Source organism: Enterococcus sp. GC34 (assembly GCF_040886645.1).
Classification (GTDB): Bacteria; Bacillota; Bacilli; order Lactobacillales; family Enterococcaceae; genus Enterococcus; species Enterococcus faecalis.
Window position 1 is genome coordinate 482,229 of sequence record NZ_JBFOEF010000001.1, and the last position, 26,733, is coordinate 508,961.

Annotated in this window: 17 protein-coding genes; 1 reads left to right on the forward strand and 16 read right to left on the reverse strand. The window is 36.6% G+C overall.

Annotation, left to right across the window (positions count from 1 at the left end):
- Positions 1 to 164: 164 nt before the first annotated feature.
- The 3 genes from AB3I72_RS02310 to AB3I72_RS02320 all read right to left on the reverse strand — a co-directional run bounded on the left by AB3I72_RS02310 (position 165) and on the right by AB3I72_RS02320 (position 4,891).
- On the reverse strand, positions 165 to 2,225 hold the full coding sequence (locus AB3I72_RS02310; RefSeq protein WP_002361977.1) for an LTA synthase family protein: 2,061 nt from the start codon (positions 2,223 to 2,225) through the stop codon (positions 165 to 167).
- A 41-nt stretch (positions 2,226 to 2,266) separates the two neighbouring features.
- Complete coding sequence (locus tag AB3I72_RS02315) at positions 2,267 to 3,655, reverse strand: MFS transporter (protein ID WP_010712556.1); 1,389 nt, start codon at positions 3,653 to 3,655, stop codon at positions 2,267 to 2,269.
- A 381-nt stretch (positions 3,656 to 4,036) separates the two neighbouring features.
- On the reverse strand, positions 4,037 to 4,891 hold the full coding sequence (locus AB3I72_RS02320; protein WP_002398379.1) for a LysR family transcriptional regulator: 855 nt from the start codon (positions 4,889 to 4,891) through the stop codon (positions 4,037 to 4,039).
- 391 nt (positions 4,892 to 5,282) lie between these two features.
- On the opposite strand from AB3I72_RS02320, the gene AB3I72_RS02325 reads away from it, so the two are divergent.
- Positions 5,283 to 6,113, forward strand: coding sequence for an MBL fold metallo-hydrolase (locus AB3I72_RS02325; protein ID WP_061101353.1), 831 nt, complete (start codon positions 5,283 to 5,285; stop codon positions 6,111 to 6,113).
- A 147-nt stretch (positions 6,114 to 6,260) separates the two neighbouring features.
- Here the strand turns inward: AB3I72_RS02325 and sprE are convergent, their stop codons facing one another.
- The 13 genes from sprE to AB3I72_RS02390 form a co-directional block, all read right to left on the reverse strand.
- Complete coding sequence (gene sprE / locus AB3I72_RS02330) at positions 6,261 to 7,115, reverse strand: serine proteinase SprE (RefSeq protein WP_080442518.1); 855 nt, start codon at positions 7,113 to 7,115, stop codon at positions 6,261 to 6,263.
- Between the two features lie 48 nt (positions 7,116 to 7,163).
- On the reverse strand, positions 7,164 to 8,696 hold the full coding sequence (gelE, locus tag AB3I72_RS02335; RefSeq protein ID WP_368023489.1) for a M4 family metallopeptidase coccolysin: 1,533 nt from the start codon (positions 8,694 to 8,696) through the stop codon (positions 7,164 to 7,166).
- Between the two features lie 234 nt (positions 8,697 to 8,930).
- Complete coding sequence (gene fsrC / locus AB3I72_RS02340) at positions 8,931 to 10,274, reverse strand: sensor histidine kinase FsrC (protein WP_010715283.1); 1,344 nt, start codon at positions 10,272 to 10,274, stop codon at positions 8,931 to 8,933.
- Positions 10,271 to 10,999, reverse strand: a complete 729-nt coding sequence (locus tag AB3I72_RS02345) for an accessory gene regulator AgrB (protein ID WP_016626960.1) — start codon at positions 10,997 to 10,999, stop codon at positions 10,271 to 10,273. The genes fsrC and AB3I72_RS02345 overlap by 4 nt, the downstream gene beginning before the upstream one ends.
- A gap of 88 nt (positions 11,000 to 11,087) precedes the next feature.
- Positions 11,088 to 11,819 carry a response regulator FsrA gene (fsrA, locus tag AB3I72_RS02350; RefSeq protein WP_080442520.1) on the reverse strand — a complete coding sequence of 244 codons (732 nt, stop codon included), beginning with the start codon at positions 11,817 to 11,819 and terminating at the stop codon, positions 11,088 to 11,090.
- 418 nt (positions 11,820 to 12,237) lie between these two features.
- Positions 12,238 to 14,205: an amidase domain-containing protein gene (locus AB3I72_RS02355; RefSeq protein WP_368023490.1), complete on the reverse strand. Its 1,968-nt coding sequence runs from the start codon at positions 14,203 to 14,205 to the stop codon at positions 12,238 to 12,240.
- An 81-nt stretch (positions 14,206 to 14,286) separates the two neighbouring features.
- Positions 14,287 to 19,914 carry a TIM-barrel domain-containing protein gene (locus AB3I72_RS02360; protein WP_368023491.1) on the reverse strand — a complete coding sequence of 1,876 codons (5,628 nt, stop codon included), beginning with the start codon at positions 19,912 to 19,914 and terminating at the stop codon, positions 14,287 to 14,289.
- Positions 19,915 to 20,418: 504 nt separating this feature from the next.
- Positions 20,419 to 20,814: a hypothetical protein gene (locus tag AB3I72_RS02365; RefSeq protein WP_368023492.1), complete on the reverse strand. Its 396-nt coding sequence runs from the start codon at positions 20,812 to 20,814 to the stop codon at positions 20,419 to 20,421.
- Positions 20,815 to 20,861: 47 nt separating this feature from the next.
- A complete protein-coding gene (gene adhP, locus AB3I72_RS02370; protein WP_368023493.1) occupies positions 20,862 to 21,878 on the reverse strand; it encodes an alcohol dehydrogenase AdhP in 1,017 nt (338 codons plus the stop codon).
- A 208-nt stretch (positions 21,879 to 22,086) separates the two neighbouring features.
- On the reverse strand, positions 22,087 to 23,067 hold the full coding sequence (locus tag AB3I72_RS02375; RefSeq protein WP_061101361.1) for a DUF916 and DUF3324 domain-containing protein: 981 nt from the start codon (positions 23,065 to 23,067) through the stop codon (positions 22,087 to 22,089).
- Between the two features lie 98 nt (positions 23,068 to 23,165).
- Positions 23,166 to 23,717, reverse strand: a complete 552-nt coding sequence (locus tag AB3I72_RS02380) for a hypothetical protein (RefSeq protein ID WP_002357217.1) — start codon at positions 23,715 to 23,717, stop codon at positions 23,166 to 23,168.
- Complete coding sequence (locus AB3I72_RS02385) at positions 23,710 to 24,069, reverse strand: hypothetical protein (RefSeq protein ID WP_002401395.1); 360 nt, start codon at positions 24,067 to 24,069, stop codon at positions 23,710 to 23,712. The genes AB3I72_RS02380 and AB3I72_RS02385 overlap by 8 nt, the downstream gene beginning before the upstream one ends.
- Positions 24,045 to 26,717, reverse strand: a complete 2,673-nt coding sequence (locus AB3I72_RS02390) for a bacterial Ig-like domain-containing protein (protein ID WP_368023494.1) — start codon at positions 26,715 to 26,717, stop codon at positions 24,045 to 24,047. Before AB3I72_RS02390 ends, AB3I72_RS02385 begins: the two co-directional genes overlap by 25 nt.
- Positions 26,718 to 26,733 lie beyond the last annotated feature (16 nt).

The window sequence follows — 26,733 nt, forward strand, 5'->3', positions numbered from 1 at the left end:
GATTTTGAAATCGCTTTCTTATAAAGTTGTGTCAAAATATCATACAATTTAATATTTTTTCTCTTTCTTAGAAAAAAATAAAGGACAAAAATCTAAAATGATTTTTGTCCTTCACTACATACAATATCCTTTTTCCCTTACAAAAGTTATCCTTCTTAAATGATCTATGGCGTAGTCGGATAATTTTGGACTGTCGTTTGATTGCCATTTTGACTAAACAAGCTAGTTGACTGTGCATTTTTTTGTTTTTCTACTTCTAAGACTTTGTTTTTTTCAAAAGCCACATCATAGTTGTAGTCCTTTGGTTGCACTTCTTGGAATCCTTGTGGTTTATAAAAACGTAAAAGGTTTTCCTGATTTAATTTATCAGATAAACTTAACGATTTTTTCACCCAATCGTTATCTTTCGTGACTTCTGCTTTTAAATCTGCTGGAACTTGGTCTAATTTTTTCCCTTGATTATTGTAGATTTCCCCACCTAGATAAGAAAATTGAGGCGTTACAAAATCGCCATTTCTAAAAGGAACCACTTGTTTATATTGAGGAGATAAAAGGTCCGTGCCAAAATGGATATAATTTTTATCATCGACACCTAAAAGATGGTACAGTGTCGGTAAAACGTCAATTTCCCCACCATATTCGTGCATGATTTTCCCTTGCGTATAGCCTGGCATGTAAAACATCAAAGGTACTCTTTGCAATTGCGCATTATCATAGTTTGTCCACGTTTTTGGATCGCGGTTGAAAGCTTTACATAAGTCCTTGTTGTTCGCATCTGAAATACCGAAGTGATCACCATAAATAACAAAAATAGAATGATTGTATAAACTTGTTGTTTGCAAGTAATGGAAAAATTGTTCTAGCGATTGATCCAAATAGTGCGCTGTTCGAACATAATCATCCACAATCGAATTGCCTGTGTTCAATTTAGGAAACGGGAAGTTTTGGTCATCCGTATAATAAGGGGTATGATTGGTCACAGTTAAAAACTTCGCATAGAATGGCTGCTGTAAATGTTCAAGCTCACTAGCTGATTCACGCAACAATTGTTTATCTAAAATACCGTAACCTAGCATTTTGTCATCTTTTGAAAAATATGACCGATCAAAAAAGTATTGATATCCTAAGTTTTTATACACATGGTCCCGATTCCAAAAACTCCCCACATTTCCATGGAAAACAGCGGTTGTATAGCCTTTTTGTCCTAAAACAGCGGGAGCCGCTTCGAAAGTATTGTCTGATCCTAATTGTGTAAAAAGAGAGCCTTGCGGGAGCCCGAATGTTCCTGTTTCTAACATGTTCTCCGCATCACTCGTTTTTCCTTGCCCTACTTCATGAAAGAAATTATCAAAACTGATTGTCGCTTTGTTTTGATAGAGCTGGTTTAAAAACGGTGTAACCTCTTGGCCTTGGACTTTCATATTAATCAAAAATTGTTGAAAACTTTCTAAATGAATCACAAATACATTTTTCCCTTTGGCAATTCCGGCATACTGTGGATTAAGCGGTAAATTGTTTTGCTTGGTAAATTTCATGATTTCAGGTAATTCGTTTGAACTAGCTTCTGCTCTTACCTCATTTGACATGGCTGTTTTGACACCATCGATGGCTGTGAATGCATCCAAGCCAAGATATTTTACAATATAATTACGGTCAAAAATTCTTTGAAGCAATTGAGGACGATCGGTTTCGCTTAAAAATAAGTTAACCGAAAAGAGCAAGACACTTAAACAACTAATTGAGATCGCCAATCTTCTGTTGATAGGTTTGGTCACAAAGACTTGATGATTCCGTCGCTGTTTAAAAGAGTAAAATACCAAAACGAGCAGCACTAAAGTATCTAGCCAATAAAAGACATCGTGGACTCTCATTAAAGCAAGTAAATCACCAGAAATCCCTTCTGAAACTTTTGAAAAGCCAAAAACAGATTGGATGGTAATAAAGTCAGTGAATTCACGATAAAAAATAATATTCAAATATAAAATTAATGTATTTAAAACATTTAAAAGAGTTAAGCTAAGCATAAATGTTTTATGTTTTTTAAAATACAAACTAAAACCAAATAATAACAGCGTAGTAGCAACTGGATTGAACCACAAAATTTCTCGTTGGAGACTGCCCTTAACGCCCAATGAGAAATCTAGGTAATACGCCAGAATCGTTTTTGCCCAAAAGAGTAAAACAAAAAATAAAAAGAGTCCTAATCGGTTATTTATTTTTTTCATCTAACTTTGTCTTCCTTTCCCTTCAAAAAAATCTTGATTTATTAAAAATAAAACCTAACTCTGCGCAATGACTTTTTCGCTAGCGGAGAATTGGATAAATAACTTAAAAAGATAATCGCAATGGCGCAACATCCAAATAAAAGCCATACGTTTGTAAAAGGTGTTCGAGTAAGCGAACTAGTAATAGGCTTTGTAATTAAAAGACTTGGTAGCGCCACCCCTAAAGAATTACCAATTTGCTTACATGTCACCGCAATCGCTGCTGCCGTTCCTGACTGAGAAAGTGGCATTCCTTCAATCGCTGTAATGGTAATCGGCGAATTTAACATCCCAAACCCAATGCCTAAAAAGATATAAATAACAAATAAAATAATCATAGGCGTTGTTTTAGTTACAAATAATTGTAAAAAGCTAACAGCCAACATTGAAATACCACAAAGCATAATAGGACGTTTCGTCCCTATTCTCCCTACCATTTCGCCGGCTCTCGGGGCAACAAGAAAACTAACAAAAGCCAAAGGAATGGTTGATAAGCCAGCTTCCAACGGGCTGAAGCCTCTCATCTCTTGCAAATATAGCGTGTTTAAAAATAAATAACCGTTATATATGATAAAGCCAAAAATAGCTAAAAAAGAAGCCGATGTAAAGGGAATAGATAAAAAGAAGCGCGGATTGATTAACGGATTGTCAATGTTATATTCATAAATAAAGAAAATAACAATGGCTAAGCAGCCGATTATCCCAGTACTTAAAATATCTGGCGCGAAAAGCCCTTTTCTAGGTAGTCCGATAATGGAATAGATAGAACTAAATAGAAAAAGAATCATCAATGCTTGACCAACAAAATCATTTTTCGCCGTCTTCTCTACTTTTGACTCAGGTACAAACTTTTGTGTAAGGATGATTGCCGCTGCAATGATCGGTACATTGACAAAAAAGACATACCGCCAGCTAAAATAAGAAACAATCAGTCCGCCAATAATTGGGCCCATGCCTAAGGAAATCCCTGTAACAGAGCCCCACAAGCCAATTGCTTTCGCTCGTTCTAACTTTTCGGTAAATACCTGTGTAATAATAGACATTGCTACCGGATTTAACATAGAACCACCAATCCCTTGCAACATGCGAAACGCGATCAATTGCCCTGGGGTTTGCGAAATCCCACATAGGAAAGACGCTAAACCAAAACAGGCTAAGCCCAATTGAAGGACTCGTTTACGGCCAATTCGATCTGCTGTAGACCCAGATAACAATAATAAGGATGCTACCATTAAAGTGTAGCCATCTGTTACCCACTGTAATGTAGACAGATTCGTGTGAAAATCACTTTGAATGGATGGTAACGCCACATTGACAACCGTAACATCCATGGTCACTACAAACAAACTCATGCAACAAGTATACAAAATAACTTTTTTTCTATCGATCATAAAAACAGTCCTTTCTAGCAACTACATAAAACAGGAAAAGCAACAATGACACTTAAACTTCTAACGACACGGTTATCGCAAGTACTCACGTATCAACAGTTCTTTATATTCCTTGCCATTTAGTTATTTTATACTTAAAAAAGTAAATCTTTAGATAGCCAAACTATACACCAGAACCCTTTTAAATTGAACCGTAATAGATACGATTTATCGATTCTTAAGTTATTAAATAATTGAACATTCTGTTCAGAAATATCGAACAGCCCCATAATTGAGCATCTCTTTTAAACAATGAACAACAAAAATAGCCTTATCCGCAGCAGAAGTAAATCTAAGCGAATAAAGCTATTTTTGGTAACTATTCCAAAGTAATTTTAATGGCTAAGTCTCTAGCAACTTTTGTAAAGTTGCCTTGATTTGACCAGGTTGGACAAAAACCGAACTGGAAACATTTCGGTATAAATAAAATTTTTGTTTTCGTTCAATCGGTAAAAAGAAGAGTTTAGAATCAATTTCCTGCAGTTGTTCTTTCCGAAGAGAGATCACCGCATAAACTCCTTTACTTTTTTCAATGAGACGAGTAAGCATCAACGTATCGTAGCAACAAACAAGCGGACTTGTTAATTGCAACATTTCTAGCACACTCTTGGTAGCTTCTAAATGATCTAAGTGATGCGGCAAAAATAGAAATGGATAGTTGGTCAAACAGGTGAAGCCTTCTTCCTCAATTTCTTGTTTAATTTCTCTTGAAACACAAAGATACATTTCTAGTTCAATTAATTGTTCTTTCTTTAAAACTGGACTATTCACATCTGCAGAAGTAATCACAAAATCCAACTCATGATTCTCCAATTTATTCAATAACTCAAACGATGAACCATGGTAACATTCCCAAAAACGATTCAGTTGATCCTCATTCTCTGTCACTTTATACATCAAGGACGTATTTCCAAAACCTAAACGCATCACTGGATTCTCAATCATTTCATGCAAATTAAGTTTCATTTTCTTGGCCTCGTTTAAAATGATATATACAGATTGGACGATTTTATCACCATAGGAATTTAACGTCAAAGAATTCCCGTTACGGTCAAAAAGTAAATGGCCCAATTCACTTTCCAAATCTTTTAATGACGCACTTAAGGTTGATTTACTAACATGGAGTTCAGAGGCTGCTTTGGAAATACTATTATATTTTGCAATGGTATAAAAATATTCTAATTTTTCAATAGTCATCTTTTGTCATCCCTTTTATTCAAATTCATTTGCCCACGTAACCTGTTCAAAACACGCCTCACTCTTTATCAATAGCGTAGTTATTTTTGCTCTAATAAGCTATGTCCATCTTGTTATTTTTCTATAACTAATAGCAGATGGATATGAAAGTGCCTTTGGTAAAACTTTTTCTCGGAAATAGCATGAACATTCGCAACAAATTCAGCTTATCAAAAAAGGCGTCTAGCTTTTTCTATTTTACGCAAATTTACTTAAGAAATTCCATTTCAATTCTTTTCTAAAAAAGGTAAGATGGACACAACAAATGTTTCAGTTTCCATGCCCATTTACTTTAAGGTTCAGCGTTATCTACTAAGTATGAAGAATGTCAAAGAAAGGTTAGGTACTCCCAATGAAAATCAACTATTTAGGTACGGGTGCAGCAGAACGGATTCCAGGAATTTTTTGTAATTGTAAATTATGTAAGTATGCTCGAGAGAAAAAAGGACGAGAAATTCGTACACAAACGCAATTAATTATTGATGATGTCCTGCTGATTGATTTTCCAGGGGATTCTTATTTACACTTGTTGCAGTATGACTTGTGTTTTGCAGACTTTAACTCTTTACTAATCTCTCATTGGCATTCCGATCATTTTTACGGCGAGGATTTGGCTTATCGAATGTCTGGTTATGCATTAGATGTTCCCAATCGTTTAACTGTTTACGGAAATGAAGCAGTTAAGACGTTTTATCAGCGCGCCTTTGATTTAGAAGGTCGTCAAGACAATACCCGATTACATTATCAGGTTATTCAGCCCTACAAGTGTTTTACTATTGCGAACTATACGATTTATCCCCTTCCTGCACAACATGGAAATTTCAGTGAAGATTGTTTTATTTTCGTTATAGACGATGGTAAAGATGCTTTTTTATCCACCCATGATACAGGTTACTTTACGTCAGAAATGTTTGAATATCTTGAAAAGAGCCACTTACTTCTTAGTATTGTTTCTTTAGATTGTACTAGTCAAACAAACGAAACTGGCAATAGTCATATGAATTGGGAAGAAAATTTAAAATTAATTGCAGAATTAAAAGAAAGAAAACTCGTCACAGATAAAACGATTTACGTTGCCAACCATTTTTCTCACAATGGCGGCTTGTCTTATGCGGAGATGGCGGCTTTATCTCAAAAGCATGAAATCATTACGAGTTATGATGGTTTAGAAATACTAACTTAATCGGATTATTTGCCTTCTTTTCAGCACTATTATATGCTTTTAACCGATAATTACAAGGTACTTTTATCGTAACTTACACTATCTTAAAAAACAAAAATACTCGAGATTTCCCGTGATTCTGGAAATTCCGAGTATTTTTATGGTTCTTTACGCTGCTGGCACAGCGGATAAACGTTTATTTTCTTCTTCATTCACTCGATTGACAATAAAGTTATAATTCACTTCATTTAGTCTTTGACCATGATTTCCTGTTTGCTTAATGCCACCATTGGAATGAACACCAACTACTTCAAACTGAGCATTATAGATTGGTGAACCAGATTGACCACCTGTTGTATCGATATCATAAAATAGTAATGGATTTTCTAAGTCTGTAAAGTTAGATGTAAACAAATCATTTTCATGAGACCATTGCGTGTGGTTTTTCTCACCTGGATAGCCTGATATTGTGACATGGGTATCTGAAGATTCAAACTTTTTCAAAACAAATGGCGTTAAAATTTCTCCCAACTCTGGGCCATCTGGACGATCGTTTTGTTTGCCGACAGTCACGACCGCAATATCCGCATTCGGGGAAAAAGCTACATCAATCACTTTGAATTTGCCAAATGGTGTCGCACTGCCATCTCGACCTGGATAAAACCAAGCATCATCTTTGGCATTCGGATTTAATACTTTGGCATTCTTAAAACTTTCAGCCACATGATTATTGGTGACAATTGTATTAGTTCCAACAACAAAGCCTGTTCCTAAAGAAATATAGCCTGGTTTACTGGCAGGGGAAATGATTCTTCCGATTGACGCAAAAGGCGCTTCGGTTGTATCTGCCACTTCTTGTCTTCTGTCTTCAGGGTCCAGTAACGATCTTTTTTGTCGTGAATGACTTTCGGCAGGAACGATATACTCTTCTGCATTTGCAGAGAGGCTAAAACCAGCTATCAAACTTACTAAAATCAGAAACAAAAAACCAGCACTAATTTTTCGTATGGAGAACTTTTTCATAAGATTATGCCACTCCTTTTCCATTTTTATTTAATTGGGGAATTTTTTTCATTCATTGACCAGAACAGATTCACTTGGTTGGTTTACTTGAATATCCTCTTTAGCTCCGATTCCAGCAGAGTTAAAGGCTGCTGACACCACTGAAGCTGCTTCATCGCCATATTGAACTTTTGCAGCAGCAAGCATCGCATCACGAGCATCACTGAATTGTGCTTTAGGTGTTAAGTAATTTACTAATGAGCTGTAGAAAATAGTCTGTGCTTTTTCAATGCCTAAATTCTGGATAATGGTGTAACCAATCCGATTAGTAATTCCACTATTATAATGAACACCGCCTTGATCATAATAAGGCGTTCCTTTATACCGTGCTCGATCGTCGTATTGAGCCATGGTTTCTGGTTGTCCGTGTTTACTTGGCGTTTGTAAATTTCGAATACCTGTTTTTCGGTCAACACTCTGAGTATCCGCACCAATTTCTGGATTAGATGCACCCGAAATAATATAACCCATCAAATCAGAATAAGATTCATTCAACGCACCTGATTGTCCTAAATATTCTAAACCGGCAGTATGTTCCGTCACACCATGTGTCATTTCATGACCAACTACATCTAAAGAGGAAGCATACGTTTTTCCTGTTGGTGTACTTGTTTCACCATAACGCATTGCTTTTCCATCCCAAAAAGCATTGTCATAAGCATCTGGATGTTGTTCATCAACAACTGACAAGATGGGCATCCCTCGATCATCAATACTGTGTCGTTGGAAATGATCTTCATAATATGTTTTCACAAATTTTCCATGCGTATAGGCGTCAACAGCATTCTGATTTAATGTCGCTAGTGATGGTGCTTGAATAATAGAATAATTATTTTTACCATCAACTACTGCATGGTAAACCCCTGTGTTATCCGTTCCGTGTAAAGCAATTCCCGTATTGCTTTTTTCAACTGGTACATTAAACGTTACTTGAAAAGAGTTTTTTAACGTTACTTCACTACCGACATGTTCCGTTAAATCTTGTTTTTCCATAATTGTTCCATCTGTAGCATTTACTTTATAAACCAATGATACGGGGTCACCAGTTGGTGAAGAAGTTACTCTGACTTTATAAAATAATTGCCCTTCATTATTTACACGTTTGTCAATAGCTAAAAAGACAAGATCTTTATTTTCCGGATTATCAGAAGCAATAATTTTTTTAACTCCTTCTTCACCGATTGCATCAACCGATTGAATTTTCACTACTTGATCAACTGGATTTCCTGTAACACTTGTTACTGCACCGTTTTTATCTAAATGAATAATCACATTATCTGAATCAACAGTAACGCCTTCCGTTTGCTTTTCTAACTTAAGATGCTTCATCCCCCACGCATCTTCTTTTCGATCTACAACCGTATATTGTTCAGCAGCTGCCTCAGAAATTGCCTCCTTTTCCAACTTCGATAAAACTGTTGAAACTTCACTTTCTGAATAAACTTGTTCTTCTGCTGCTACAAAAAGTGAAGAAAATAGACATGAACTTCCAACAAAGATGCCTGTACCTAAAATGTATAAAATTTTATTTCCCTTCATCAAACGATTAACTCCTTCCCCAGTTTCCTTTTATTTCTTTTCCCAACAAAAGTATTGCTTTATCCTCCCTAATCTTTCCCGTTAAACGACCGCTCCTTTCCCTGCGTAAATATTTGTTGCTATTTTCATTATAGACAACTACCTAACCGGCACTATCTAAATTCCTTAATCAGCCGACATTTTTCCCTGTATTGCCCCTCATAACTTAATACCATAGCAAAAAAGTTGTTAACAAATTCATTCGTTAACAACTTTTTTACTGTTATGATTTTTTTCAATAATTAAATGTTGAGTAACCGATCCTTCATTGAAGGACGTTTGCAAATCAAATTGATCTGAAAAATCAACAATTTCTTTTACGTATAACAATCCCCAACCGTGCTCTTCAGGGTTACTTTTAGAACTAAATTTGGTTTTCTTCATAACCCTAAAATCAAATTCGGCTTGGACACTATTCGTTATCACAAACTCTTGTGTTTCATTTTTATTGAAAATTGAGATAGCGAACATTTTCAATTCTGATTTTGCACTGTTTTCAATCGCGTTATCTAATAGAATAGCCAACAAACGAATCACAACCACTAAGTCGATTGATGTATCAAGAATAAATACTTCTGGCACATCAACAATCACTTTTAGTTTTGCTTGCTTTGCGGTATTAATTTTCATACTTATGAGTGCCTTAAGTTCCATATTTTTCAGACGATTTAACTTCATAAGTTCAAATTCTTCATTATCAATAATTTTTTTGGTTGGTGCAATCGTTTCTTCATAAATTCTTTTGATTTCCAGAATATCTTCGTATGAAATAGCAATTTGTAAACTATACAATAAATTTTTATAATCATGACGAAACATCGCTAGCTCTTCGTTAATGGATTCTATTTTTTCAGTATAAATCGTTAAATTATTCAATAATTGAGTGTTGATACGTTGTTCTTCCAAATAAGCTTCAATGACTAAGCCAATCAGAATTAAAAATAAACCTACACTTATTAATAACTCCAATTTAGAACTATTTACCGTGACAAATCCTCGCATAAAGTCAGGTGAAATCTCTGGCGAAATCAAAAACACAAAAAGTAACAACAGAATCAACAATAAAAGTAAACAACCAAAAAAAATTCGGCTATTTTCTAACACACGATTTAATCTTAAAAAAACACTATTGGGAATTTTTAAAGCAATCCAGATATTTATAAGCAACAGAAGAACATTTGAGGCAATCCATAATAATTTATTTTGATAAATCTGTTGAAAAAAAACACTTAAAATCGTTTGCTCCGTGTAATTGATAAACGAAACCATAAGCAATGTAAAAACGGATAAAAATATCGCTTTAAAAATTGAGAACCTCTTTTTGTGAATGAGTAAAAATCCTGTAAAAACAACGACTGTCAGCGCATAAATCAACCAAGAGTAGCCCAACATTAATGCCGCAAACGAACAAAGATTAATGACAATAAGCAATGAAAGTAACGGTATTTTACATTCAATCTTGATCAATGTTACTCGTAAAAAGACAAAAACGATAAAGCTAGATACAAGCAAAACGTTAGTAGCTAATAACGACAAAATCATTTTTCAATATTCTTTTTAGGTTTTTCAGTTTGTCCCATCCATTGTCCAAATATATTGGGCGAATTTTGATTTAATCTAGGCTTAGTTCCCACACCATCACTGACTTTTGCAACTCTTTTTTCAATAACATTTTTAATTATTTTTTTACCAAATTTCATAAAAACACTTCCTTCAATTAAATTTTTTGTTACAGGGAGTATCATCAGACCTTGGATGACGAGACCGTAGAGTATTACTGAAGCAATCTTTTCTTTGACAAACAGACTACATAAAATAAGTAAACACACCCTTATAAGGCTTTGCTTTTTGAGCACGTTTAAATCAGATGGCTGAACAGGTTCAATCGCTGTTCCTTGTGGCGCATACCAATAAAATAATACGACTAAGAGGCACATCAATAGAATTTTATAAATAAACGGTAAGCTCACAGAAGAATTTTTCAATACAAATGGTATGGCGACATAGATAACAATGCTTTCTAGACGACAGAGCCATTTAGTTTTTGCATGCCAGCCACCTGCGACAGGCCGTAAAAAAATCAGTACGACGTATACAATAAAGGTTTCGCTTAACGTCCCAAATAAAACTGATAAAATCAGAATCATCAGAAAATTAAATAAGCCAGAAAAATAAACGGTTAGATAATACTTTGTCCATTGTGTTTTTCCTGATTGATCTTCCTGATCCATATCCATAATATTTTTTAGAATCCAATCGATTAGCATATCGCCCTCCTCTTCAAGTATTGCACTAAATTATAACGAATATAGCGACTAATAGATAGATAATTCCTTAATTAGTCATTATCCCTCCCTAAGTAAGAAATAGTGCCTTGACCTGAGTATAATATCTTCTTGAGACTGGTACTTCCGTTCCGTCTCTCATAGTTAAAAGATGCGTTTTATAATTTAATTTTGACGCATATTTTTTATTGATGATGATTGATTGATGGACTCTAATCAAATCTGGATGCAGTTGTTCAATTTTTGATAACGTTCCATAAAATTCTCTTTTAAAATTTTTACCAACCATTGATACACGATGATCGTATTCCGTTTGAAAGAAATAAATATCATTAATATCCATTTTTATAGAGGACGCTTTTAAGTTAATGATAATATATTCACTTTTTGTCTTTATATTTTCTTTTTGTTGAATATATGCATCGACACATGTTTCGACCTCTTTTTGGAAATCTAGAAAATCCACGTTCTTTTGAATAAATTGAAGAGCTGAAACCATATATTTGTAGGAAGTTAAAACTAATTCTGTGTGAGTAGAAATAAATACAATCAGACTTTCACTGTCTGTTTTTCTGATTTCTTTAGCAACCTCAAATCCTGCCTGGATATGATTGTTCATTTGAATATCTAGGAAAAAGATATTTAGTTGGGCGTCCTGGTATGCCACTTGTAATAATTCATCTGAACGTGAAAATAAATGGATTGTTTCATTATAAATATTTCTTGAATGTAGGATATTTGTTAACAATGCTTCTAACGCTTTTGCTTGAATAATTTGGTCTTCTAATATATAAATAGCCATTTGTTCACTCATCCCTTTCTCAAGAAGATATAAAATTACACAACAAAAGACAAATGATTATAATGTTCAATCAATTTATACACCAATAAAAGAGATAAAAAATTGATTGTCTGTTAGTATATTCACATAAATTTAGTATAGCGATTTCAGTAGTTTCCTGCAAACAAAAACATAAAATAACAAAGTATCAAGAAAGAGTACTTTGGACTATTCATCTTTTGCTAACGAATCATGAGGACGATTGTCTCTTCGTTGATGAAAAACAAAGAATCAACCGCCAAACTGTTCTTGTCATTTTATACATGACAAAATCAATTCATTGGTCGATTCTGGTTATTTTAATTTGTTAGTTCACACATGGATCATTGTGCTAACTTTTTACTTAAACATCCACAGTTCTTCCTGTTGAATGAGTCGATTAAGCGCCAATGTAGATCACGCCACTACTATAAGCAATTACATTAGGTAAGACACGATACGAAATCGTTTGATCATTGATGACATTGCTTTCAGAAATAATGATTCCATCAGAAGTGACCGCTTCAACAAAAGCAACATGTCCATATTGATTATCTGCGCCAGCAACTCCTGGTTGGAAACTAATCGCACGACCAGCTTTAGGCAATGAACTAACTTGATAGCCTAATGCACGTCCTTTTCTTCCCCAGTCACTGCCATTTCCCATAAATTCATCCACAGAAGTGCCCAACTGTTTGAAACGATTATAGACATACCACGTACACTGGCCCACGGGATAGCTACCACTTCGATTATAATTGATCCCATCATAGACTGGAAAATGCATTTGTTGCTGTTCCGCTTCCGACAGCTCATTTTTAGATTGGATAATCAAACCGTCCACTGTTTTTGGTAAATCAAATTGCGTTAAGTTATAAACCGCAATTAACGAATTTAATTTATTATCGTATTGCTTGTCTGTTGCATATTTACCTGTTAAAAAGCGCGTTGCTTGAAGGTAGTTTTTGGCTTCCGAACGCCACGCTGGTTTATAAAAATCTTGATTTCCGTCAATCCCTTGTCGGAGTAATTGAACATAATCTTGCAGTGAGTCATTATAGCCACCGTAATCGCGAAACCCAGCGGAAATTGTATAAAGTTGGCCCCTCTGATCAGCCTCTTTTGTTGAAAAGCTGACACTATTTCCTTGGAACGAACCTTTCACGCCAAAGAGATTATAATAAGGTTCTTTGGCTAGTTGACTTTCGCCAGAGCCACTTTCTAAAATAGCCTGAGCTATCATCACTGATGCAAAAACATCGTATTTTTCGCCAAGTTCTCTGGCTGTCTCACCAATTTTTTTAATAAACGCTGTGGTTTGTTCTGACTTCTGCATTTCAAATGACGCACCATATGTTGCTAAAACTTCTTTGCCATACTCCGTTAATGTGAACTCCTTAAAAGGATTAGTCACTACCAAGCGTTTTTCCTCTTTTGAGTCTGGTTGTTGTTTGGCAGTATAGATATTCTCTAACTGAGCGATTACTTCTGGTTTCTCTTTAGAATCCGATTCCGCTGCGGCAATTAAATATTTTCCTTGGCCAAGATAAACACCATTTTGAAGCGTTTTTCCTTCAGCTGTTTGCCAAAAAATCAGATCACCAGGTTCTGCCTCCTCTATAGAACGAACTTTACCAAATGTCATTTGTTCTTGCGGCGTACTGCCAATGTCTATTTTAAATAATTGTTGGTAAATTTTTTGGGCAAGGAAACTACTGGTCAATGCTTGCTCCGTCAAATTAAATTCTTTTTTTGTTTTCCCAACGTGTCTTAATGCTTCAGCGACCACGACTGCCCGTTTCTTTTCGCCAAAAGACGACAACAGTGGAAGTTCGTAGCCTCTTAAATTTGAAGAAGCTATTTCATCTACTTTGAGGGACGGATTTAACGATACAGCCTGATTTTCTTCAACAACGTTATTGGTGGCTTCAGGAACTTGAATAGGTTCTTCAGGTTCTTGCTTGGTCACAGGAACTTGTGGTGGTTGTGATTGTTCAACAGGCTGAGTGATTTCTGATGATACCGTCGGCTCTGTAGGTTCTTTTTTTGTTTCAGAACTAGTATTTGTGGTTGTCGTTTCTGTCGTTGAATGACTCGTTGATTCGGTAGTCGTATCGGTAGAACTACTTGATTCAGATGACGAACTACTAGTGGACGTTGTCGATGTAGCAACAGTTGTTTCGGTTGTTTCGGTTGTTTCAGTTACTTTTTCTTCCGAAGTAATTGTCGTTGCTGAGGACAGAGCTGTTTGTAGCGAGCTACTTGGTAATTCTGCAGCCAACGTAACAACTGGAGCGACTTCCAAACTCAGAAGAACGAGAATACTTGTTAAAACAAGTAGTTGATTCTTGATTTTCTTTCTTTTCATTCGTAAAAATCCTCTCCTATTACTTACTTGCGCATTTGCACACTGTTTTTGTACAAATGCGCCTTGTAAGTTAATAATACGCTAATTTTGGTCTTTTTTATTTTTGAAGAATAATTTTCCTAAACCAATACTTACTATCAATAGAAAACCACTGATTGACCAGATTGGCGAAACAACTTCATTTGCTTTTGGCAAAGTACCAGAAGTGGTGGTTTTTGTTGTCGTTCCACCTGCTGCTGTGCCCTTTCCTGGAGTGGTTACGCTACCAGTCCCGCTAACCGTGCCATGATTTCTATTGTTGCCTGTAGAGTTGCTACTGATTGGCTCTTCTGCCATTGCTTCAATGGCTTGTGCTAAAATACTTAAACATTTGTCCACAGATTCTTGCGTCGCATTTGGGTCCTCAACAAGTGCTTTTGCTTGTTTAATTGCTTCAGCTAAAGCTTCTTGCGATGCTTTTGTAAATTGTTTTCCTGCTTTAGATTTTAAGGTTTCTGCTTTTTGAAGCAGTTCTTTCAACTTTGTTTTATCCGTTTGAAGGACTTGTTCCTCTAAACTATCCAAAGCAGTTTTTACATTTTTTTCAGCAATATCAATTTGGTCTTGCCGAGCATTTTTATCAGCTAAAATCCCTTCCGCTTGGTCAATTGCTTCAGTTAAACGCGCTTTAGACTCGCTGGTAAATTCTTTTCCAGCAGATGGTTTGATTGCTTTTGCTTTGGCTATCATTGCCTCTAAGGCTTTTTTATCTGTAACTAACGCTTCTTCTTGTAACCCTTCGATGGCGCTAGTTAATTCAGCAACCGCTTCATCAATCATTTTTTGATTAGCTGCTGGGTTTTCCAATGTGTTTTTAGCTGCTAAAAGCGCTTTTTGTAAATCTTGTAACGAGGAGGCAGTAAATTGGTGCCCTTCACTTGGAGTGACTTGCTGCGCTCGTTTGACTACTTCTTGTAATTGGTCTTTATTTACAAGTGGTACTTCTTTTAATTGAGCCATTGCAGTTTCCAATGCGTTTAGAGCCTCAGAGACTTCTTCTTTTGTCGCCGTTTCTTTTGCTACGATTGCTTCAGCCGCTTGAATTGCTTCTTGCAATTGTTTTTCTGTTTCTTTTGTAAATTGGTATCCTTCTTCCGGCTTTCTTCCTCGGGCTTGAGCGATTTTCTCTTTTAAGGTTTCCTTATCAACGGCGACGGGTTGTTCTTTTAATTGTGCAATTGCTTCACGCAATGTTTTAGTCGCTTGGTCTATTTCTTCTTGGGTAACTTTTTCTTGAGCAAATACTTTTTGAGCTGCTGCTAATGACTCTTCGAGAACTTTTTTAGTTTCTTCGGTGAATTCTTGCCCATCACTTGGTTTTTTCGCCAGCCCCTCTTGAATTGCTTTTTCTAAATCAGCTTTATTCGCTACATCAGGCATTTTTTCCAACTGTTCTACAGCCTTTTCTAGATTTTCCACAGCAGCAGAAACGTCTGTCTGTGTGGCTTGTTCATTGGCTAGAACAACTACTGCCTCATCTAAGACTGGTTTAAAAATTGCCCAAGTTTCAGGCGTATATTCTTTTTCGACACGTGCTTGATTTAGCGTAATTAGCGCTTGTAATAACTCTTTATCTACTAGCTCTGTGGGATTCACTGTTACAGAAAAATCTGAAAGTGTGGCTTGTTGGAATCCTTGGCCTACTAATAAGCCTTGACTCATATCAAATTGTAATGGCTGCTCAACAGTTGTCGCACGTTTTACGCGAGTTGTTTCTTTTACTTTAACTTTAAAGGTAACTAAGTCCATTGAACCATTTAACAATTGTTTATTTCCTTGATTACTAAGAACTAAATATAGATTCTCCACATCATTTGAATGTTTCCGATATTTAGAATAATTTTCCATTTGTTTTGTATTATTCGTGGTTGCAGGCTGACCGACAAGTTCAAATTTGCTAGAATCAAAGGACATTTTTGTGCTTAACGCATTAATGTTTTTTAAGTCTTGACCTTTAAGTGTAAAGGTTAATGTATCGCCAGGAAGATAGGTATCCTTGCCATTTTCATTAACCACAGCAAGGGATAAACCGCCCGCAATTTCTTCGACATCAGGTATTTCAATCCCACCATCTAATTGTCGTAAAACATAACTGATATCATAAGCATCAATTACCCCATTTTTATTTAAATCGCCTTTTTCAACATAGCCATTAAAGTCACTGTCCACAGATTCTAAGCCTGTATAGTTTCGATAACTCATTGCATCATTTTCATCAATCGTTCCATCGTTAGTAATGTCTCCATGTAAGATTCCTTCTGTTCCTGGTTGTTTGTAAAAGAGCATCTCACGACCAGAGCCAAAATTACCCACCGATTTTAATACCTTCATTTCAACAAATCGATACGCTTGGTCCTTCGTTTCAATGGTTTTTGTCAAAGCATCTTGCTTCCAGTTAATAGGTTCTGAAAACTCTGTCCAATTAGCTCCATCTTTCGACGTCCGATACTGGAGCTGCAAAATATTTCCGTTGCCGGCATTGTCTCTTGGCAAGTATTCAATTTTATCCATTTGATACTCCGCACCAAGATCAAATTTTAAAGTCAAGAAATTCCCATCACTTGGATTAGCGATGCCGGTTGACCAGTTCGTATGCCAGCCTGTACTTAAATCTTTATCTGTTAATTTCTTCAATTCTGCGCCTGGTTGTTCTGGTAAATTACTTGTTGCTTTGACTTGATTAATTGTTTCTTTATAGGGATCATCTTGTGTTTTCCCTTTAATTGGTTCACTCCATTCAGAAACCCCATTTTTTCCAACAGCTCGAACTCGAAAAGTATGTTCGCTTAGGAAGGAAAATCCATCAAATGTTGCTGTATTCGTTTGAATATTTCCGAAAACAGTCCCGTCACGCTCTACTTCATAACTTGTTGCCTCAGTTACTTGATCCCATTGAAGAGTCAAAGAAGATGGCGTTGTTTTTTCTTCATTGATTGCGACATTTGCCGGAATAGTTAACTGGTCATCGACCGTTGTATTTCCTCCGTCAACCGTTCCTTTATTAATGAAACCTTTGACAGTTATTTGAACATCTTTGGCGGTCACAGATTGTTTCGCTAGTTTTACTGATAACGCTGATTGGTTCAGTTTTTCTCCTGAAGCTTCAGAAAGATACTGATTCACTTGGAATTCTTTATCAAAATAATATAGATTTGTGCCAGCTAAAAATTCTTCTTTATTAGCTGCTTGTTTCAAGGTTACTTCTGTTCCCCCCACCATTGCTGTTACGCTTTCGGGTGCTTCTGAAGCTAGCAAATCAAGCGTGGTGCTTCGTTCATCAACAAAGCCTTTGTAACTTCCTTTTGTCGGTTCGATAGTAACGGTCAGATCCCCTTTTTCGTTTGATTTAGGGCCTTGACTATTTATTTTAGTCGTAGCTGATTGCCCAGCTTCATAACTAGTTGAAATTCCGTCATCTTCATACATATTAAAAGAAGTGGCGCCATTTGGATAAATCAAGAAAGATCGTTGATCCCGTTGGATTTCCTTTGGATTGTTGTTTGGATTCGTCATTGGGATAATACTGCCATCTTTGACGAAAACGGGCACCTTCCAGAGCGGTGTTTTTACTCCATTTAAGACACGGCCACCTTGATATTTTTCGCCTGTAAATAAGTCAACCCAGACTTGTTTTTCATCTGGTAAATAGATTCCATCACGGATTGAATTTCCTGCCTCATCTTGATTGCCATTATAAATTGGGGCAACGAGTAAATTGGGTCCCCACATATATTGGTATTGAGAATCTTTTGTATATGCTGTTCCTTCATTAGGAAATTCTAAAGCCATGGCCCGTACCATTGGTAGTCCATCAACTGATTCCTTGGCAATACTGTAGTTATAAGGCATCATCATTGATTTTAATTTTAGATACGCTCGGTTCAAATCTGTGGCTTCTTGATCAAAAGCAAATGGCGTTTTCGGATTGGAGCCCCAGCCGTCCATATTTAGCTGCACTGGTGTAAAAGTTTTCCATTGGAAATCACGTATGTTGACCTCTTTATTTTTTCCACCAAAAATTCCATCCATATCTGAACCAACATTTGGTTGGCCAGACAACGAAGTCCCGATATATGTTGGGATATGGAAGCGAATATATTCCCATTGACCACCCGTTTGATCGCCTGTCCAAATACCAGCGTGCCGTTGGGTTCCGGCCCAACCATCTAATGAGACAATCATCGGACGAACTGCGCCGTCTGTTTCTTTTACAAAAACATTTGCAGCATCTTCTACACCATTTAAGCCAAAGGAATACCCATACCCGACCCACGCCACGTCAGTTTTGAGGGCTTTAACACCAGCGACACTAACTTCTTTCGCAATATCCCGTTCTCCTTTTTTAGGATTTTTAGGATCCGCTGGATGGAGATTAGATTGGGTCCACAGCCCCACTTCAACACCATTGGCTTGAGCATACTCTGTAAATTCTTTTAAGTTTTGTACATCGCCGTCCAATGAATCTGTTTGGCCATAGCCAGCACCGTAGCCGTCATTTGGCAAGAACCACCCTAACGGCATATCGTTTTTCTTATATCGATCAATAACTGCGCGTGCAGAAAATTGATAATTCTCTTTTTCTCCATTTAAAGATTCTAGCGTGCCATTTAAGTTTCCTAGATCGCCTGGTTGGTATTCTTTGTAAAAATTACCATCTTCAAACTTAACTGCTCCCGCGGTTCCTTCTGCTACTTTCACCCAATAGTCCCGATTATACGCGTTTAAATGCGCTTCATAGAACCCGTATTCTGGCATCAAAGCTGGTTTCCCGGTTAATTCATAGTAATCTTTTAAAATACCTGCTGAGGAATCATTAAAGAAATAAAAGGCATCAAAATCTGTTCCTTCGTGCGTTGTTGTGGTTGTTTGTGGATCATGACTTCCAAAATCATAGTTGCCAGGTTTCCATGTATTTCGAACAACGCCATACCCTGCAGTTGACCAATAAAATGGGTTAGGCGATGCTACTCCGCCATCTACCCAATTGTTCGTATTGACAATCTGGATAGCTGTTCCTTTGTGCGTAAATCGACCATTTTGAGTTCCTCCGCCAAAATAATTTTCTTGACTACTTTGTTTTAACGTTTGTGTAGCTTTATCATTTTTAAAGGATAGCGGAGCGGTTTCTTCTAAAATGACTTGATCCTTTTTCTTGTCTAGAACTTTCATTAAAGCGCTTTCTTTTTCGAACATAATTTTTAAACCATTATTTTCTAGAATAAATTGGTTTCCTGAATCTGTGACGTTCGTTTGCTCAAAGGCTTGTGTACCATAGTCGGCCATTGTTTTAGCCGTAATTTTCGCAACATGCTTTGGATCATTTGGCGTTGGATATTCTTCAAATTTACCAGTTGGATCTAGATGATAGCGAAAAAGATGGTCGTTTAAAATACTAATTTGTGCTTTTTTTCCAGAAGCATACGTAATGACAAAGTTTTTCTCCGCTTTTTCAATCGACACAATTGCTCCGACTGATGTTGCTGAATCAGCTACGTCTTCTTTTGCTGTTTGCTCTTGCGCATCAACCACTTGAGAATCCATCGTAACAAGCGAATGGAACGCCAATACAGACGAACTCACTAATAAAAATGTCAACCAGTGCTTTTTACCGTAAATTTTTTTACCCTGATACTCTTTGTTCATTTTTTCCTCCTTAAAATTGCTCCCCATAGAATAGTTCCGACACAATTACTCACAAAATCAAAAACCCAACAAAGTTTTATCCAGATGAAAAGTCATAACGATTTTCTTAGTTTACTGAGACTGTTAGCAAGTCAGTTTCAGTAAACCCTTCCTAAACACATCCTTTCAATAAAATATTAAATGAAAACAATCCATTTTCATCTTATATAAAAATTTTAGTACAGAATCACAATTTCCTGATGAATGCGTTTTCATTTATTGACTACCAATTTTTCACTTTTTTAATAACATAATTATCGTATGATGGTTTTTTTGTGTTTGTCAACGGTTAATTATAGCAACCACCATTAACAAGTATTAACCCTTGATAAACCTGTTAATTCACTTATAATGATGATTTTATTGCGAAAATATCCACATCAGAAAAAGAAAGACTTTTTTCAAAAATCTAATACCTGTTGCTCAAATTTAGTCTATTTAAAAATATTAAACACCCTCCTGCTCAGCAAGAGGGTGTTGATTACTCGTTTTTTAGTGATTGATTTGACTTGCTGGTGTGAAAAGCAAACTAATGGTGATGCCAACTATCAATACCGCTAGCAATATAAAAATTAACTTTCCAAACCGGTGATAGGGAGTGATCGAAAGCCCAATTCCATAAACTTTCGGAACCCATAAAGGAGGCGTTGGATTATCTTTTTGATCTTTATAGGCTATCTTTAAAATCTGCCACGCAAAATACAACAATGGTAAAACCATAATTACCCCAACTATACCTAGCCATTTTGCTAATAAATCACTGGTATGCAAAAGACTGATTGTCAGAATTGGTACAAACAAAAGAATAAAGCTAATTGTGGCTCCCACTTGTGCTTGCTTAAGCAGTCGTCTCTCACGGAGAGTAAGATTCGCAAACATTCCATCCATCCTTTCATGGTTTTCAGATTAAATCAATGAATCACTAAAAAACTAAATTAACTGCGAAAATCAATGACCATTCGCCCGCGAATTTTTCCTTGTTCCATTTCTTCAAAAATAGCATTAATTTCTTCTGGTTGGCGTGTTTGACAAACAGGAACAACTTTTCCTTCTGCACCGAATTGGAAAGCTTCGCTTAAATCTTGACGGGTTCCAACTAACGATCCGACTACGTGAATGCCATCAAGAACAAGACGTGGAATAGATAAATCCATCGTCTCAACAGGCAATCCAACGGCGACAACCGTTCCTCCCGCACGGACTGCATCGACTGCGCCATTAAATGCTGATTTAGCTACCGCAGTGACTACTGCTGCATGGACACCACCAATTTCTTTTTGAAGTTGTGCAGCAAAATCAGGATCTTTAACTGGATTAATTAAAAGATCAGCACCCATTTCTTTCGCAAAAGCTAACTGATCATCATTCACATCAACAGCTACTACTTTGGCATTAAAGACATGCTTGGCATATTGTAAAGCTAGATTACCTAGCCCACCTAATCCTGAAATCATTAGCCATTGACCTGGACGAATCCCAGATTCTTTTATCGCTTTGTAAGTTGTTACCCCTGCACAAGTAATAGAGGAAGCTGGCTCTGATGCTAAATTTTCTGGCACTTTCACTGCATAACCGTCTGTGACGATGCATTCTTCGGCCATGGCACCATCAACTGTATATCCAGCATTTTTTACTGAACGACAAAGCGTTTCTCGACCAGAAGTAAAATATTCGCAATGCCCGCAGCCTTCATAAAACCATGCAACAGATGCACGATCACCAATTTTTAAACTAGTAACGTCTTTTCCAACCTCCGTCACAATCCCAATTCCTTCATGTCCTAAGGTACAACCGCTAACATCGTCAAAATCTGCATTCTTAACGTGTAAATCCGTATGACAGACACCACAGACTTCCATTTTCAACCGCGCTTCATTATCTTTCAATGGACGCGATTCTTTTTCAACAATTTTTGTTGTTTTTCCTTTTGCTGCGACAATTGCTTTATACATGGTTCTTTCCTCCTTGTTTCCATTGTGAATCATTGAACAATAATAGTATAATACTACTTTCCAAAATAAGGAACACCAATGACTTGCGTAAATTAACGCTAATTTGACAGTTTATCCTTGCTAGACAGCCCTTCTTCCCTTATATCATAGATAATTCATACTAGCATGATTTTTTCTGCATAATTGTCAACTATTTTAAAGGCAGGTTTTACAACCTCATTTTTCCCTTCTTTTTTCCCAAGATATAGCAGACGGTACCTAAAATAACTAGAATTAAAAAGGCCATGAGGTACTTAAGCCAGTAAAGGTTTTTGGCTTTATGATCAACAGAACGCTTATTATACTGATCAGCTTGCTTCTTGTTTATCGTGAAATCTTTTGAGAACGTCCAGTTCCCCTCATGATTTTTCAACTTAATGGTATAGGTATAGTCTCCAGGTTTAAACGAATCTTTCAGTAAAATAGGCAGGTCAAACCTTGTGTTTGGTGCAAAACTCAGATTATTTTTCTTTTCGTGAATGATCGTTTTGTTTGTTCCTTTTTCTTTAACAAAAAAATCTCCTTCGACTTTTGACAATAACTTCCGCTGTGGATTTTTAATTTCCATCGAAACAGTATTGTGGCGGTTAATTTGCCCAATTTTAACAGAACCACTTTCCAATTTTGCAGGTATGGTCTCTGCTGTTTCATTCACCCGAATAGCAATCGTATGCATATAAACATTTTGAATTCCACCCTTGCTTTGGTCCCCAGCTATCTCTACAGGTCGAATCGTCACTCCACCTAATAAAATTCCTGAGAATAACTTTTCTGGCATCGTTATTTGAAAATCAATCGTTTGTGATTGTTTACCAGGAACACTAATGTCCTTCCTATTGGGACTAATCAAATCACTAAGTACCAAACTCATCGATGGATCTTTTTCAAAGCTACTTTTTGTATAGTCAACTATCCCATTACTATTTGTTGTTGCTGTATTTACCTGAACTTTAAATTTTTGAGGGTTCGGCGTAGTATTGGTTATCGTTAATTTGAATGTATCTTTTTGTTTCGGAGTTAATGTCATATCAAAAAAATTACTGGTTTTGTTATTTTGAGTTGCTCCGAAAACGGGTGTGACTGTATACGCATTCGCATTGTCAATTGTTGCTGAACTATTGGTATTAGACGGCTCTGCCCAGGCACGCATCGCTCCACCTAAACAGAGAATAGTCAATATAAAAAGTATCTTTAAAATTCTTTTCAATTTATCTGCCTCGTTTTCTTACATCGTTTTATGTTAAATTCTTAGGCGGGTGCTCCATCGATGGCATTCCAGACGATGGTCCCAGAATAGGTATTTGCAGCAATACTTTTAGGTATATTTAACGTTGCATTTAAATCGGCTGTCGTGACAGTGTCTGATAAACGGATATCACTTTTATCTAGCGAAATAATGGTTGAAGCATCTGTGGTTAAATCAACGCCCGTAAAGGTACCTTTTTCAGAAGATCCGTCAGGTTTTTTAGTGTCTAAATGAAGTGTCATTCCGTCTAATCCAGTGACACCTTTTCCTTTATCTTCTAAATTCGCTGTCAGATACCAACCTGTATTCGTTGTCCCACGATTATCATTAATGATAAGTTGCGACTTGCTTTGATCTGGTTGCGTATGATCTTGGCCGTCTTTTGTCACCGTCCCAAAGTTAATTTGTGCTAATGGTGTAATGGTTAATCCGCCACCCAAAACCGACACATTCGCTGTGGTATTGGTATTATCAGCCGCATTCACAGTTTGTTGTCCAATTAAAAAGATCCCCGTTCCTAAAGTGACAGTTAAACCAATTATTTTTTTATTCATTATTTTTCCTCTTTTCTTTATAAAGTCCAACGATTAATGTACTTCCGAGTACCACGATTCCTAAAAGCGTCTCTTGAGACGTAATCTCGTTTGTTTTTGGTAAAAAATTAGGTTGTCCTCGTGAAGTTGGCATATCGTTAGTCTGCGGTATAAGCTCATTGGGATGCGGAACAATATCCTCACTCTCTTTCACTATTACCATGACTTTTGTGCCAGCTTGTGCGTCAGTTGTCTTGTCTTCAGCTTGTGCTTGAATTGGCAAACCGAGAATAAAGGCAACAAACAATAAATCATAGATAAACCATTTCACAGCTATTCCCTCTTCCCTTACGGTGTTGCTTCTAAGTTCCAAATTAACTGAGCTTCATATTTATCAGCAGGTGTGACTTTTGAAATAGTTAATGTGGGCAATAATTGTAATTTCGTCAAAACTTTTTTATTTTTGATAGATTGGTTACTTACGCCAGCTACTAATTGTTGCTCATCGTTAACCATGATATTTTGCTCAGTTGTTACATAATCGACTGACTTTGGATTTAGCGTGAGATCAAGCCCTGCGTCTTTCCACGCTTGTGTTTTCTGATCATTTAAATTATAGGCTACTTCAAGCTGCCAGCCAGTTGTCCGATTAGGATCCCCCGTATCTTCAATGTTCATCTCACAACTTTTTAATGTCTGTGTTTGATCTTGGCCATTAAATTTTACGTTCTCAAAAGGCATTAGTTGTTCAGATAAGTGATAAAAGTCTAGACGATTAGAGTAATAGTAGGTCCAATCAACGGTAATACTTTTACTAAAACCTACTATTTTAGAGATATCATAAGTAATTCTATAGACGCCCGCTACTTCATCGTTTACCTGATCAGGCGTATAGCGAATCGTTATCTTGTTATAAGGAATAGACTGCCCATCATTATCTGTTGCACTATCAAAAAGACGCTTTGGATCGAAGGGCGTTCCCACAGAAAAGCTGCCGTTATGTGCACCAATATGAGCTGAAGAGGGAATGACTTCTAGCGTAGTCTGCGCCTCTAATCCTAGGTATTTATAATCAATTTCATATTTACCAACCACTTTTGTATCCACCGTATCTACTGGAACCTTTTGCTCTCCGTCCATTTTATATATGGTGACACTTACGTCTCGAAAATCACCTTTTTTACCGTCTGGTGTTTGTAGGCTAGTCACTTCACTTTCTGGTTGCCATTGAGTATATTGATAAACCGTATCTTGAGATTTAACTTTAATTTGCGCTTGATCAATGTGTACAGCTAAACTTTTCTCGTTTGAGTAGCTTTTAGATGTATCATCAACATCAAGAATTCTAAATGTTAATGTGTAATCTCCTGAAGTTGGTAAAGCATCTGCTAAACAGTTAAAACTAACGCAATCATCTGTGACTGGTAAATTTTTTAAATCCTGCTCCCCAATTTTATGAAAATCAGTTTGAGCAGCACCTGAAATTTTTTCTTCAATCTGAACTTTTCTAGTTGTCGGAGCCTTAACGGTTAGTTCTACTGGTATCTTTTGTTGCGGGTGAAATGTTGTTTGACCTTTAACAAAAGCTGCCTTTTCTAAACTTGGCACTTGGTATGGATCTGTTGTGACGCGCATATATGTTTTATCTGTGGGCTCTGAAGAATCCGTTCCTGGCGGGTTGACTAACGGCAGCCCACAACCATCTTTGCCACTAAACAAATAAGTTGTTAACCCGTTTTGTTGTTGTGAAGTGACATTCACATTGGCCTTAGGATCAACTGTGTGAGTATGAAAATTAACTACGCGCGCAAACCGTTGAGCAACATACCCATCTGTCCAATTAAGCGGATTGTCTTGTCTTTGGTTCATCGTAAACTTTGGTGATAAAAAATCCCCTGGTAACATCGTTTTGCTTTCAGGTATTTCAGGATATTTAGAGGCATCTTGGGTATTGTAATTGGATAATGGGTTGTCTTTATCGCCGCTGTCCCATGGCGAGATATAAGAAGACCAAGTAGCCACTTTTCCGGTGATTCCAGTGATAATTTGATGATTCAAATTATTTGGATCATGATTTGCTGCTGCCGCTAAACTTGTCGCACGTAACCACATGTCTGCACTAGCCGTTACCATATTATGATTAACTGTATTCGTTGTATCTGAAAATCTACCCAATTCATACGTCCGGCCAAAAAAATCTGCCGATAACGAAAATTGATCACTCTCATTACCATCCGACAAAACATTTGATACAGGTAAGCGATGTTTCGTTAAACTTTTATTGAGGGAATAATCCTTCGAATCGCCATCTTTCATCAAAGTTGCTACATCTAAATCAAAATGAAGCTCAAATGTTATTTTAGTTTTATCAGGTTCATTACTCCAAATGTCATAAATTTTCCCAAGAGACAAATCAATAGAATCTCCACGTTCACAAAACATCACCTGATGCTCAGTATCAATCTCACTATAGTCTTGTTCAGGATCACCCCACCCTGGTGAACCATCTTCTGAAAAACCGTTAAACGTCCGCATTCCTTTTGTGTTGATGATTGATATTCGTGTATTTTTTTGTCCACTAATTGAATAAAAATTTTCTGGATTATCCGTATAAGCCTTGTCATAAGCCGCTTTAAAATTATCTGCACTTATATTTTCTGGCAAATGAAACATCAGACCATATTGCATCCCATCGGTATCGAAAGCAAGAGCAGTAATTTTTTGTGTATGAGAAGTGTCCACTGTTCCGTATAATTTTACGTGTAATTTTCCTCCAAATGATCCATCAGGACCACCACCCCCGTCATGGCTTATCTCCATTCCATAAGGTAAATCAGTTCTCAAATCAATGGCTATCCCTCCCGCTTGATAGAGCGAAGCTGCCTCGCATTCTTGAAAGTGCAAGCTCAAAAAACAAGAAATCGATACCAATAGTAGACAAGAGTAAAAGAAATAAGCAATGCTTTTTTTTCTTTTGTAGGTTGGCATTTTAATTTTTAATTGTTCGTTGATTTTTTTCATTGCTTACTCACCTTGA

What these genes read in the sequence shown, in the direction of transcription:
- AB3I72_RS02310 (WP_002361977.1), bottom strand. Translation starts at nt 2,225, where the DNA reads ATGAAAAAAATAAATAACCGATTAGGACTCTTTTTATTTTTTGTTTTA.
- AB3I72_RS02315 (WP_010712556.1), bottom strand. Translation starts at nt 3,655, where the DNA reads ATGATCGATAGAAAAAAAGTTATTTTGTATACTTGTTGCATGAGTTTG.
- AB3I72_RS02320 (WP_002398379.1), bottom strand. Translation starts at nt 4,891, where the DNA reads ATGACTATTGAAAAATTAGAATATTTTTATACCATTGCAAAATATAAT.
- AB3I72_RS02325 (WP_061101353.1), top strand. Translation starts at nt 5,283, where the DNA reads ATGAAAATCAACTATTTAGGTACGGGTGCAGCAGAACGGATTCCAGGA.
- sprE (WP_080442518.1), bottom strand. Translation starts at nt 7,115, where the DNA reads ATGAAAAAGTTCTCCATACGAAAAATTAGTGCTGGTTTTTTGTTTCTG.
- fsrC (WP_010715283.1), bottom strand. Translation starts at nt 10,274, where the DNA reads ATGATTTTGTCGTTATTAGCTACTAACGTTTTGCTTGTATCTAGCTTT.
- AB3I72_RS02345 (WP_016626960.1), bottom strand. Translation starts at nt 10,999, where the DNA reads ATGCTAATCGATTGGATTCTAAAAAATATTATGGATATGGATCAGGAA.
- fsrA (WP_080442520.1), bottom strand. Translation starts at nt 11,819, where the DNA reads ATGGCTATTTATATATTAGAAGACCAAATTATTCAAGCAAAAGCGTTA.
- AB3I72_RS02355 (WP_368023490.1), bottom strand. Translation starts at nt 14,205, where the DNA reads ATGAAAAGAAAGAAAATCAAGAATCAACTACTTGTTTTAACAAGTATT.
- AB3I72_RS02360 (WP_368023491.1), bottom strand. Translation starts at nt 19,914, where the DNA reads ATGGGGAGCAATTTTAAGGAGGAAAAAATGAACAAAGAGTATCAGGGT.
- AB3I72_RS02365 (WP_368023492.1), bottom strand. Translation starts at nt 20,814, where the DNA reads ATGGATGGAATGTTTGCGAATCTTACTCTCCGTGAGAGACGACTGCTT.
- adhP (WP_368023493.1), bottom strand. Translation starts at nt 21,878, where the DNA reads ATGTATAAAGCAATTGTCGCAGCAAAAGGAAAAACAACAAAAATTGTT.
- AB3I72_RS02375 (WP_061101361.1), bottom strand. Translation starts at nt 23,067, where the DNA reads ATGCGTGCCTGGGCAGAGCCGTCTAATACCAATAGTTCAGCAACAATT.
- AB3I72_RS02380 (WP_002357217.1), bottom strand. Translation starts at nt 23,717, where the DNA reads ATGAATAAAAAAATAATTGGTTTAACTGTCACTTTAGGAACGGGGATC.
- AB3I72_RS02390 (WP_368023494.1), bottom strand. Translation starts at nt 26,717, where the DNA reads ATGAAAAAAATCAACGAACAATTAAAAATTAAAATGCCAACCTACAAA.